Annotated in this window: 11 protein-coding genes; all 11 read left to right on the top strand. The window is 47.9% G+C overall.

All coding sequences use genetic code 11. From position 1 onward, the window contains the following. The first annotated feature begins 8 nt into the window (after positions 1-8). Positions 9-1346: an O-antigen ligase family protein gene (locus tag MKX59_RS21805; RefSeq protein ID WP_068938670.1), complete on the top strand. Its 1338-nt coding sequence runs from the start codon at positions 9-11 to the stop codon at positions 1344-1346. 4 nt (positions 1347-1350) lie between these two features. Then, positions 1351-2121, top strand: coding sequence for a WecB/TagA/CpsF family glycosyltransferase (locus MKX59_RS21800; protein ID WP_028543109.1), 771 nt, complete (start codon positions 1351-1353; stop codon positions 2119-2121). 5 nt (positions 2122-2126) lie between these two features. Continuing rightward, positions 2127-3569 carry an O-antigen ligase family protein gene (locus tag MKX59_RS21795; RefSeq protein ID WP_071559047.1) on the top strand — a complete coding sequence of 481 codons (1443 nt, stop codon included), beginning with the start codon at positions 2127-2129 and terminating at the stop codon, positions 3567-3569. A gap of 5 nt (positions 3570-3574) precedes the next feature. Further along, on the top strand, positions 3575-4954 hold the full coding sequence (locus MKX59_RS21790) for a lipopolysaccharide biosynthesis protein (protein WP_013309157.1): 1380 nt from the start codon (positions 3575-3577) through the stop codon (positions 4952-4954). Between the two features lie 22 nt (positions 4955-4976). Continuing rightward, positions 4977-5816 (top strand): glycosyltransferase family 2 protein, encoded by an 840-nt coding sequence (locus MKX59_RS21785; protein ID WP_023987421.1) that lies wholly within the window; start codon positions 4977-4979, stop codon positions 5814-5816. Beyond that, entirely contained in the window at positions 5803-6990 is a 1188-nt protein-coding gene (locus MKX59_RS21780) for a glycosyltransferase family 4 protein (protein ID WP_340858925.1), read from the top strand. Before MKX59_RS21785 ends, MKX59_RS21780 begins: the two co-directional genes overlap by 14 nt. Beyond that, positions 6987-8135, top strand: coding sequence for a glycosyltransferase family 4 protein (locus MKX59_RS21775; protein WP_028543108.1), 1149 nt, complete (start codon positions 6987-6989; stop codon positions 8133-8135). Before MKX59_RS21780 ends, MKX59_RS21775 begins: the two co-directional genes overlap by 4 nt. Before the next feature lie 28 nt (positions 8136-8163). After that, positions 8164-9264: a glycosyltransferase gene (locus MKX59_RS21770; protein ID WP_023987424.1), complete on the top strand. Its 1101-nt coding sequence runs from the start codon at positions 8164-8166 to the stop codon at positions 9262-9264. Positions 9265-9269: 5 nt separating this feature from the next. Then, positions 9270-10598 (top strand): UDP-glucose dehydrogenase family protein, encoded by a 1329-nt coding sequence (locus tag MKX59_RS21765; protein WP_028543107.1) that lies wholly within the window; start codon positions 9270-9272, stop codon positions 10596-10598. 263 nt (positions 10599-10861) lie between these two features. Beyond that, the gene (locus MKX59_RS21760) at positions 10862-11008 is read left to right on the top strand and encodes a hypothetical protein (RefSeq protein WP_155613653.1); all 147 of its coding nucleotides are present in this window, start codon (positions 10862-10864) and stop codon (positions 11006-11008) included. A 255-nt stretch (positions 11009-11263) separates the two neighbouring features. Then, the gene (locus MKX59_RS21755) at positions 11264-12640 is read left to right on the top strand and encodes a sugar phosphate nucleotidyltransferase (RefSeq protein ID WP_013309163.1); all 1377 of its coding nucleotides are present in this window, start codon (positions 11264-11266) and stop codon (positions 12638-12640) included. Positions 12641-12776 lie beyond the last annotated feature (136 nt).

Genomic DNA, 12776 nt, shown 5'->3' with positions numbered 1-12776 from the left:
GATGGAACATGAGTAACTATCCTTGGACTACTAGAATAAACACCATACAGCATGTTTTTATTTTTCTACTGGGCGCTCTTGCTGTAGGAATTGCGGCTACCTATCAGCCGGTGGTCAGTATTGCGGCGGTATGTTTACTGCTCTTGCTGGCTGTTTCTATCCATCATCCAGAGCGCATCAGCTACGCTGTTTTGCTAAGTACAGCAGTCTCAGTCGATTCTCTGTATCAGGGTGGCGTGTTCGGTATTGAGATTTTGTCATTGTACAAATTGGGCATTTTGGCTCTGCTGGTGCCGTGCATGCTCGTGTATGGCATACGTCTCAAGTTCAGCTATCCGGTCTGGGCATTGGTGATCATGCTGGGGATCACATTTGGATTTTCAGCATGGCTGCCTTTGTTAACGACCTCGATTGCCGTTAAGGCGTTCGTCGGTTTATCACTCCCTTTCTTTTTTTTACTGATCCAGTGGAAAAAGGATGTAGCAGAAAAGCATATCCGACTGATCAGTCTGTTGCCAATTATTAGTGTGGTCATTGGATTGGGTTTGCAGGTTCTAGGGCTGCATTCGTTTACGGATGTAGAATTTACGGGCGCAGTCAGAGTACAAGGAGCGAATATACCGCCGCATCTGGCAATGCTCTCCTTTCTCGGAATTGCCGTCTCTCTAATTGAGGTCAAGCGCAGACCCAAGCAAGCCGCTTTTTATTACACTGTGTTGGCACTGAACTTTCTGATTCTGATCGCTACCGGTACACGTGGACCGATTCTGGCTTTGTTATTAATGTTTGCTGTATATCTGTTTGATATTGCCCGTCAGTACCTCAAGGGGAAAGTCAATTATTTGCTACCGCTGGCCGGATCGTTTTTGGTTGCTCTGGGGGCGGTGGCCCTGCAATGGAACAATTTAAAAAAACGCTCCTTCGAACGGGAGACCGATACAGGCATTGACCTGTCGGGACGCTCGGAGGCATGGGAATATTTTTTGAACAGAGTACATGATTACCCTTGGTCAGGGAGAGGTCTTGGCGCGGTAACGGTCGCGAACGATGGGACATTATTCAATGGCTTTGTTGTACCGCATAACGAGTATATACGCTTTTATTTTGACACGGGATATATCGGTTGCGGGCTATTAATGCTTTCATTGCTGATCGTGTTCGCTCTCATTTACCGGTCGCTTGCCAAGTCTATCAAACCTTATTTTGTAAGCTTAATTGCAGGCTTTCTGATCTACTCGTTTTCAGATAATACGTTGTCGACGGTTCAGATGATTATTCCATTTTGCTGGTATTTGAACGCGTTATACCAGACATCTACTCAAACCGATTTTCGCAAAGAGAAGTGATACGATGAGCAGAGTGAACATGTTCGATGTCAACTTTGATAATTACGATTTTAATGATCTACTCGAATTTATAGATACTTCTATTGAACATCAGCGTCATTCCTACATTTTGACCTGTAATGTCGATCATGTGATCAAGCTTCGCAAGGATGATGAATTCCGCAAGGTGTATTCGGATGCCGGAGCTGTAGTGGCCGATGGGATGCCTATCATATGGGCGTCCAAGTTACTGAAAAAACCCCTCAAACAAAAGGTGTCCGGGTCAGATTTGTTCACTCGGCTGGGAGAGGCTTTTGAGGATCGAGGCTATCGTTTATTTTTTCTGGGTGCAGCTGACGGTATTCCTGAGAAGGCTATGCTCAATCTCCAGGAATCTTATCCGAACATGAATGTGGTGGGCTGTTACTCTCCTTCTTATGGTTTTGAGAAAAACGAGGAGGAGAATAGGCACATTATCCAACTGCTTCAAGAGGCTCGCCCGGACATCGTTTTTGTAGGTGTAGGCGCCCCTAAACAGGAAAAATGGATCTACAGATATTACGAGACTTACCGCGCTCCGATTTCGATTGGGGTGGGAGCGACCTTTGATTTCCTGTCGGGAAATGTGAAAAGAGCACCGGAGCTGATGCAGAAGACGGGATTTGAATGGTTCTGGAGGTTGTCTCAGGAGCCTAAACGATTGTGGAAAAGATATTTGATTGAGGATTCCCAATTTCTCGTTCTGCTGTTTAAGGAGATGTTCAAGCGGAAGCGGATGAAGGGAGGTCAGGGGTGAGAAACATGAGTCGGTTGGCAGATCAGCAGATTTCCGTTTGGCTAGGAAATCGGCGTGGAATCAGCATGATCGGCATGGGGTTGATGGCTTGTATGTTGCCACTCGCCATCGGATTTGTCAGCGCCAAGATGAATCCCACCATGAGCCAGCAGGGAGCCATATTGCTGGCGCTCGTTTTTCCGGCCTTCCTGCTGGCGATCTTGCAATCGCGGCTACTGATTCCTTACACACTGGCAGTGTGGGCAGTAGGCCCGGAAATCCGCCGCATTGCGGATTGGATGGAGGGAACATATCACTCGGTTTCCTTGTTGAGCGTGGCACCGCTGCTGGTAAGCAGTATGTTGATTATTCCTGTGTTGCGGGGCATTCATCAGGCCGAAAAACCCTTGACCCGAATTGCTGTATTTTTCGGCATAGAATTGGCCTACGGAAGTGTGGTCGGGTTATTCAAAAATGGTATTGTTTTTGCTTATGATTTAGCCAATTATGTGGTTCCTTTGATCCTGTTGCCTTATCTTGCGATTAAGCCCATGAAGGCGAAGGAGCTGGACCGACTGCTGTATTCATATGCCAACATTGCTGTTCTTGTGGCAATTTACGGCATTATCCAGTACTTGACGGTGCCTCCGTGGGATGCATTTTGGATGAATCATGTAGAAATGAATTCCATTGGTGTTCCAGAACCACTTCAAATCAGAGTATTTTCTTCCATGAACTCGCCTGGTCCCTGCGCTATTTTCCTGGCGATGGCACTTGTACCCATGCTAATGGAAAAACGTTGGCGTGGCACTTTGGGATGGATCGGAATCCTGCTGACGGTCGTTTGTCTCTTAATCACGCTGGTACGTTCAGCCTGGCTAATTGCATTCGTCATGTTACTGGCTTACATTCTCAGTTCATCTTCCAAGGGAAAGTGGAAAACCTTGTTTCAACTAGCTATAGTTGGCCTTCTTCTCTACATCATTGTTCCAAAACTTCCAGGGGCAGAAGGTTTGGTGGCTCGCATGCAGACGCTGACGGATATTCAGCAGGATCATTCGTACAATGAACGTTTGGATTTACTGCATACGATGCTTCCGGCGATTGCTGGCAATCCGGTCGGGCAGGGGATTGGGAGTGTAGGAATCGGAACCAAGCTTGATAACGGCGGCGATCTCGGCGAACTTGGGATTATGGATAATGGATATATCGCCATTTTCCTCACCTTCGGTATTTTCGGGGCATTCTTTTTCTTCGGTGGTCTCTTCGTTATCATCAAGCGCCTTCTCGCCCGTATTGCCGCACGAGATGCCAGTCAGCCTTATATCAGACTGGCGTTGGCTACGTGGGCCGGAGCTGTAGCCAGTCTCATATCAGATAATGGTTTCCCCGGTATGCGCGGCTATCTGATCTGGATGATGATCGGGATAGGACTATGGGCAAAAGATGTCATCGCGGAAAGAAGGTAAAGGCTGTGCAAAACTTACAAGCATTATCCGCACCTGTCCGGACACTATGGTCCACGGTGATTCGGTTTGCCAAAAGCAAGGATAACAGCTCTGCAGCAGTAAAAACGATGATATTCAGTATGCTGATTCTCGTCGTGAATATGCTGACTGGTGTGCTAACGGCACGATTCCTGGGTCCTACTGGACGCGGGGAACAGACAGCGATGGTGAACTGGTCCCAATTTCTCGCCTTCTGCATGAGCTTCGGTGTCCCATCTGCATTAATTTACAATGCGAAAAGGAAACCGGAGGAAACGGGCAAGCTGTATGGTCTGGCCTTGCTGCTGGCTACCATGTTCGGGGGCTTGGCGACACTCGTCGGAGTTTTTCTAATTCCTTATTGGCTGCGCTCTTTTTCTTCATCGGTCATACTTTTCGCGCAGTGCTCCATGATGATGTGTCCGCTCATAGCGATTTCACAGATCAATAATGCATTGCTTCAAGTTCGCTCGGAATATAAGCAGTACAATTTATTCCGGTATCTGGTACCGCTAAGTACACTGCTGGGTCTGGCGATTCTGATCTTAACCGGAAATATGAATCCGTACACCTCGGCATTGGCCTATTTACTGCCGGGCTTGCCGATTTATATTGGTGTCACGATACGAATGATTCGGCTGTACAAACCAAAGGTAAAGAACAGCTGGACGCAATTTAAAAATCTCTTTACCTACGGTATGGGTTCATACGGAAATGATCTCATGGGGCAGGTTTCCACTTATATTGATCAGATTTTGATTGCGGGTCTGCTCAGACCCGCTGATCTCGGTTTATATGCAGTAGCGGTCAGCTTGGCCAGGATGGTGAATGTATTTTCTACCTCGATCATTGTCGTGCTGTTTCCCAAAGCCTCCGGTCTGAATAAGGAAGAGGCGGTGGCCATAACATTTCGGGCATTTCGAGTGACATCAACGGCAACCTTTCTGGCTGCGGTGATGCTGATGCTGATTGCTCCGTTCGTATTTACATTGTTATATGGTCAAGAGTTTAAACAAGCGCTTACGGTATTCCGGTTCCTGGTGCTTGAGGTTGCTATCAGTGGGGGAACCATGGTGCTGGCACAACAATTTATGGCGTTGGGTAAGCCCAAACTGGTTACCATTCTACAGGGTGTCGGATTGGCGCTCGTCATTCCATTGCTGTCCATACTCGTACCGAAATATGGATTGACGGGTGCAGGGATAGCAATGCTGTCTTCGGGGATTCTACGGTTCATTTTCATTTTATGTAATGTTAAATTCGTTCTAAAAATGAAGATTCCAAGACTGCTTATTTCCAAACAAGATTTTCAATGGCTCCGATCAACGATGTCACACTACATCCGGAAAAAGCCAGTTAACGGTTAGATAAAGAAGGAGGCACCCGCTAATGAACCACATGTCTAGCGTTCCCGCGGACAACCGGATATCCGTAGTTATTATCGCTCAGGATGATGGCACTCGAATCACAGCCGCCATTAAATCCTGCAAGCCCTTTGCGGACGATATCGTCGTCATTGACGGAGGGAGCAAGGACAATACGATTCAGGTAGCTGAATCCTTGGGCTGTCGGGTGTTTTCCAACCCGTGGCCCGGTTATGCCAAACAGCGCATGTTTGGTGTTGAAAAAGCGGAATTTGATTGGATATTCCTGATTGATACGGACGAAGTAGTGGATGCAGAGTTGCTTGGAGACTTGTTGAAAGTAAAGGAAACGCTCCACGATCCGGCCAAAGCATATTCCGTATTCCGGATTGGAGATTTTCTCGGCAAATGGATGAACAAAGGCGAATACCTGGTTCGTTTGTACAATCGGCGTATTTATGGCATTACGAATAGTCTTGTTCATGAAATGCCGGATGTAGCCTCTTCCCAGATTGTCAATCTGGAGGGCGTGTTATGGCACTACGGCTTCCGCAGCATCAGTGATCATATGACCCGTTTTAACAAATATACAGATCTGGAAGCAGAGACGGCATTTAACAAAGGAAGATCCTTTCGGATTACCAGACTGTTGTGGCGGCCTCCTGCCCGCTTTGTGCAGAAGTATTTTGTCCAAGGCTTATACCGCAAGGGATTGGCGGGTTTTGCCGTAGCAGTATTCTGGGTGATGTATGAGTTTCTCGTCTGCTTCAAGCATTATGAGCTAACCAAGCGGCGAAAAAAGATAGAAATCGTGGATGACGGACATACCGAGCAGAAAGGAGAAACCAGCTATGTCGTACAATAACGGATTTCGTATTGCGGCAACGGGGCTTAGCTGGCCGTCCTTGCAGCCAGGAGGCCTCAACACATATTTCAAATCCATCTGTGAGCAGCTTACGTTAGAGCGCAATACGCTGGATGCTCTAATCTGTAGTGACGAGCAGCCGCAGGCGCCCGACCGTATTCGGATTCATTCGATTGGCAGCAAGCAGCAATCCATGTGGAAGCGTCGAGAGCTAATGCAAAAATATGCAGCAGAGCTGTTTGACAAGCAACCGACGGATGTACTGTATTCCCATTTTGCTCCCTATGGTGTCGGACCGGCGCTGGAGGCGAAAAAAAGAGGAATTCCGGTAGTTACCACCTTTCACGGACCGTGGACGGAGGAAATGAAGATTGAAGGACAGGGCATCAAGCATTTGCTAAAAACGACGTTGGCTAAATCCATTGAAATGAAGGCCTACGGATTGGCGGATAAATTTATAGTGCTAAGCGAAACCTTTCGGGATATTTTGCATGAGCACTATAAGGTTCCACTCAGCAAAATTCATGTTATTCCTGGTGCGGCGAATGTAGAAAGGTTCCACCCGGCAGAGGATCAAGAAGCGGTGCGGAAGTGCCTGAATTTGCCGCAAAATGCGACGATTGTGCTCACCGTTCGTCGTCTTGTTAATCGAATGGGACTGCTACAGCTACTGGAAGCATGGCGACGAGTAACCGAGCGTCATCCTGATCATGTGTTGCTGATTGGAGGGAAGGGCCCCTTGATGGAGGAATTGGCTTCCAAGGTGGCGGAATACAATCTTCATAACCATGTAAGGCTGCTCGGTTATGTGTCAGATGAGGAGCTTCCACTGTACCACCAAGCATCGAATTTGTTCGTTGTACCTACACAGGCACTGGAAGGTTTCGGTCTGATCACAGTGGAGGCGATGGCCTCGGGACTGCCGGTGCTGGCGACTCCTGTGGGTGGCAATAAGGAGATTTTAAGAGGATTCCGTCCCGAGCTTTTGTTCAAGGGAACGGATAGTGAAGCCATTGCTGAAGGGTTGCTGCGTGTGCTGGATCATCGTGAACTTCTACCGAATGCAAGGGAATGCCGGGACCATGTCCTGAGCAGATATACATGGGGACATGTAGCGGAGCAGGTGGAAGAGGTGTTCCGACAGGTCCTTGATAGAAAGGCGGCGGCGAAATGATGAGAGTAGCTTATATTGACCATACGGCAAGATGGAGCGGCGGCGAAGTCGCTTTGTATAACATACTGACGAATATCGGGGAACATATCGACCCGCTCGTTATTTTGGCAGAGGAGGGCGATTTAGCAGATCGGCTTCGGCAGCGTGATATTGATGTGCGCATCGTTCCATTGGACGATTCGATTCGCAATCGGGGACGGAATGCCGTGAATCTAGGTGCGCCTGCAGCAGCTTTTCGTTTGCTGGCTTACGGTAGAAAACTTGCGCCCTTGCTGCGTGAGGAAAAGGTCGTGTGCGTTCACACGAACTCGCTCAAGTCTGCACTGTATGGTACAGTAGCCGCCAAATCGGCGAAGCTGCCCTTGATCTGGCATATCCGTGACCACATCGGTCCGCCGTATCTGAAGCCGATTGTGGCCAAAGGGATTCGGCTGATGTCCCGCTTTTTGCCCAACGGAGTGATTGCAAATTCCAAATCCACGCTGAGTGCGTTGGAGTTACCCCCGGACAAAAAGACGCTCGTCGTTTACTCTGCTTTTGCCAAAGCAATTACAGCACGTGACACGGCTGCGGATTCACGTGGTGATGACTCGTTTAACGTCGTATTGGTCGGCAGATTGGCGGAATGGAAGGGACAGCATATTTTACTGGAAGCGGCACGCTCCTTTTTACCGGATCAGCGCGTGAAATTCTGGCTGGCTGGAGATGCGTTGTTCGGAGAAGAGGAATACAAGCAACGATTAGAGTCCACGATGCGCGAATACGGGTTGGCTAACGTCAATCTGCTGGGACACGTCGATGACATTCAAGGCCTGATGCAGCGTTGTGATTTGCTGATTCATACCTCTATTACACCAGAACCATTCGGTCAGGTCATTATTGAAGGCATGGCTGCGGGTCTCCCAGTGATTGCTTCCAATGAGGGTGGACCCAAGGAAACGGTGGTACCCCATGAAACCGGGCTGCTTATTGAACCGGGTGATCCGGCTAAGCTGGAAGAAGCCATCCGCTGGATGTTGGAGCATCCACAAGAACGTCAGCAGATGGGTGAGAGAGGGATGGAACGGGTCAAAAAGCATTTTGTCATCGAGAACACAGTTAAGGATATAGTTCATTACTATAAGGGTTTGTTGGCAGGAGTCTGACCGACATTCGCGTTAAAGGATGATTCAGATGAAAATAGCGATAGCACACGATTACTTAATCCAAATGGGCGGAGCGGAAAGGGTAGTAGAGGTATTCCACGATATGTATCCGGAGGCTCCTATCTTCACAACGGTGTTCAGCGACGACCGCCTGTCGCGTAACTTGAAGGATGCGGATATTAGAGCCACTTGGCTACAAAAAGTCCCAGGGGTGAAGGACAACTTCAAAGGAGTGCTGCCGCTGTATCCCATTGCTATCCGTGATTTTGATTTTAGGGATTTCGACATTGTTTTAAGCTCCAGTAGTGCATTTATGAAAAGCATCCAGGTACCCAAACATACGTTTCACATTTGTTATTGTCACACACCGATGCGGTTTGCCTGGGATTACGATACATATATGGCCCGGCAGTCCAAATCCAACCTGCTCAAAAACATGCTCAAGCTGTACATGAACCGGTTGAAAACATGGGATGCCAAAACTTCTCGCAACGTAGACCAGTTTGTTGCCAACTCTTCGGTTGTTAAACGAAGAATTTTGCACTATTACCAAAGGGATTCGGATGTGATTTTCCCACCTATTAATACATCCCGTTTTAAACGCGCTACAAACATCGGTGACTATTACCTGATCGTATCCCGATTGGTGTCCTACAAGCGCATCGATCTCGCGATCGAAGCATTCAAACGTAACGGTCTCAAGCTGCGCATTGTGGGTGAAGGACCGGACCGTAAACGACTCGAAGGTATGGCTGCTCCGAACATTGAGTTCCTCGGCAGGCTTGAGGATGAAGAGGTTAACAAGCTGATGGCAGAATGCCGAGCGCTCGTTTTTCCTGGTGAAGAGGACTTCGGTATTACGCCTTTGGAGGCGAATGCGGCCGGACGGCCTGTCATCGCTTTTCAGGGTGGGGGAGCGCTGGATACGATTGTTCCTCATGTGAACGGCGTATTTTTCCGCAAGCATCAAGTAGAGGATGTGCTGGAGGCCGTCGAAAAGGTTGAGCAACATGCATGGAATGTGGACGATATCATTACCCATGCCCGCAAATTTGATGAAGAAAACTTCAAGGATCAATTAAAAAAGTATGTAGAACAAGCCTATGTGAACTTTCTAAAAGGAGGATGAACGGAATGAAGCTGGCTGTAATCGGTACTGGATACGTTGGGCTCGTCTCGGGTGTATGTTTTGCGCAAAAAGGTAATGAGGTGATTTGTGTCGATCTGGAGCAGCACAAAATCGACATGTTGAACCGGGCAGAATCTCCGATTTATGAACCGGGTATTGAGGAATTGATCGCGTTGAATCTGGAAGCGGGCCGGTTGGAGTTCACCTCGGATTTGGCCGATGCGGTACGCCGCTCGGATATCGTAATTTTGGCGGTAGGTACGCCTTCTCTGGCTAACGGCGAGGCGAATTTGTCGTACATTGAACAGGCGGCCGCTGATGTTGGGAAAGCCATGAACGGGTATAAGATTATTATGACCAAGAGTACTGTACCTGTCGGAACGAACGAAAAGATTAAGGACGTATTGGCTCGCCACACGAGCTTGTCTTTCGATATCGTCTCCGCGCCGGAGTTTCTGAGAGAAGGCTCAGCCATCAATGATACGCTTCATCCGGATCGCATCATTATTGGTTTGGACAATACAGGATTGCGTGAAACCATGGTCACTCTGCATCAGGTCTTCACGGATAAAATCTATGTGACGGATATCCGTAGTGCTGAAATGATCAAATACGCGTCCAATGCGTTTCTGGCAACTAAAATTTCGTTCATTAACGAAATCGCTAATATTTGCGAAAAGGTTGGCGCCGATGTAACCTGTGTGGCTGACGGTATGGGTATGGACAAACGGATTGGCTCCTCTTTCCTACAAGCAGGGATCGGGTATGGTGGCTCTTGCTTTCCAAAAGACACAAATGCGCTTATCCAAATTGCAGGTAATGTAGACTATGAATTTAAGTTGTTGAAATCGGTGGTCGAGGTGAATACCGACCAGCGCTTTATGATTGTATCCAAGCTGCGCGAATCGCTGGGTCAACTGAACGGTGTGTCCATTGGCATTTGGGGCCTCGCCTTCAAGCCCAATACAGATGACATCCGCGAAGCTCCAGCACTGGAAATCGTAGAAACGCTCATTCAGGCAGGCGCTATTGTCAAGCTGTATGATCCTATTGCGATGGATAAATTCAAGGAGCGCGTGGATCACCCGAATATTGTATGGTGCTTGTCCCCACAGCAAGCCGCTGAAGGTAGCGACGCTGTGTGCCTGTTGACCGATTGGGAAGAGTTCAAAAAAGTTGATCTCGTACAACTGGCCTCCATTCTGCACAAACCGGTTCTCATTGACGGTCGTAACGTATTCGGTGAGGAACAGATCCAAGGCTCCGGGCTGGAATACTACTCCGTGGGTCGTCCGCGGATGAGTGGGTGGAATCGGGATAAGGTAGAGGTTTAAAAGTGACAGATTAAAAAGTGACTGTGGCGGTGTTGGAGGCGCTGAAGGCGCTGCGCGTGCAGATTGTTCTTCCGATTGCTGTTACCCCCGGATTTTCTGGATTATATAAAACATTCAAAGGTTAAAATCCGGGGATAAAGGCAAACGCTGACGCTTCTTCAGAACAATTCTGCCCGCTCCGCTGCTTTTCGCCGTGGAGTCACAATTTTTAAACTCCCACCTTATGGGGGGAGTAGAAGGGCAGATCAGAAGGAGCGGCGCGGTTGATGCCGCTCCTTCCGATCAAGCGGCGCTGCGCCGCCCCTGTGGAGCAAGCACTACCATGCGGATACGCTATGCTGCTCCTGCGACGCAAAGACGCCATTGCTGTTGCCGAAGGCGTGAGATTTTTACAGGCTGACCGGACTTAATAATGTCCGGTCGTGCCTTTTGCACCACAAGGTATGATCGATATGATGCATTTTTTGAGTAGCGAAGGGTTGGATTTGAATCTGGAGAAGCGATAGTGTTCGCCTTTGGACCGGGATTCAAACCTTTATACGATTTTATACAATCGAATGAATCCCGGTCCAACAGCGATCGTAAGATCAAATCCAGCCTGTAGCGGACTACTCAACCCTGCCCCATCCGATCATCCAACCAATATAGAGAGGAAGTGGAGAGTTATGAAGCTCGTACTTTTGTCTGGTGGTTCCGGTAAAAGATTATGGCCTTTGTCCAACGATTCCCGTTCCAAACAATTTTTGAAGGTACTGGAGAGCCCGGAGGGGATTTCGGAATCCATGGTACAGCGGGTATGGAGACAATTGGGAGACAACGGATTATCAGAATCTTCGTTTATTGCGACAGGGAGAGCACAGGTCGAAATGATCCAGAGTCAGGTCGGGCCGAATACGCGCATTATTGTTGAGCCGGAACGCAGAGACACCTTTCCTGCGATTGCGCTGACAGCGACTTATCTATATTCCATTGCAGGTGTTTCACCTGATGAAATTATAGCAATATTGCCTGTAGATCCTTATGTTGAGGATGCTTTCTTCGCTTCCGTAGCCCAGCTGGAACATACGCTTCAGGAGAGTGAAGGCAAGCTTGCTTTAATCGGGGTTGTCCCTTCCTATCCTTCAGAGAAATATGGTTACATTATTCCGAAAAACGATGCCACTCAAGGTAGCACAGGCTACCGTGAAGTGAGCCATTTTCAAGAGAAACCCGACCGGGAGCAGGCGGAGCGTCTGATTGAACGCAATGCTCTATGGAACTGCGGGGTTTTTGCATTCAAATTAAGTTATTTGCTGGATATCTTGGCATCCAAGGGGTTGCCGCTTAATTATGAAGAAATGCAAAAGCAATACGCATCTCTGGAAAAAATCAGCTTTGACTATGAAGTAGTCGAGAAGGAAAAGGACATCGTAGTTCTTCCGTATGATGGTTTTTGGAAGGATTTGGGTACCTGGAATACGCTCACAGAAGAAATGTCTAATCAACAAGTGGGCAGAGGTGTAGTAACGGAGGATTGCGTCAATACGAGCCTTATTAACGAGTTAGACATTCCTGTGGCGATCATTGGAACGAATGATCTGATCGTAGCCGCTAGCCCGGATGGCATTCTTGTGACCAATAAGGCAGAAAGTCCTCGTATTAAGGAAGTGCTCAAGGCTCATGATCAGCGTCCAATGTATGAAGAACGTCGTTGGGGACAGTATCGGGTTGTGGATTATGTCAAGTATGACGAGGGTAACGAGGTATTGACCAAACGAATCCGCGTACGGAAAGGCAAAAATATCAGCTACCAGCTTCATTTCAAACGAAGTGAAATCTGGACCATTATTAGCGGTGAAGCGGAAATTATTTTGAATGAGAAGCTGCACAAAGTGAAGGCTGGTGACGTAGTACGTATCCCTGAAGGGACGAAGCATAGCATTTTGGCAGTGACCGATGTGGATTTTATTGAGGTGCAGACTGGCTCTGAGTTGGTTGAAGAGGATATTGTCCGCTTTTGTATGGATTGGAATGAAATTTCCCGTCACCAATTTATCTCCTAATTATTTTCGTAAAAACGAAAAAAAGACGAATTCATGAAAATTCATAGCCTAAACTGTCGAAATTGGGCGAAAACCTGTAAATTCATGAACATGACCTATTAAATTTTGGTAAAAAAAAGTCGATACTTAGGGTAAG

This window comes from Paenibacillus sp. FSL R7-0340, from assembly GCF_038002205.1.
GTDB lineage: Bacteria > Bacillota > Bacilli > Paenibacillales > Paenibacillaceae > Paenibacillus > Paenibacillus polymyxa_B.
Note: the sequence above shows the minus strand (reverse complement) of the source record. Positions and strands in the feature narration are given on the sequence as shown.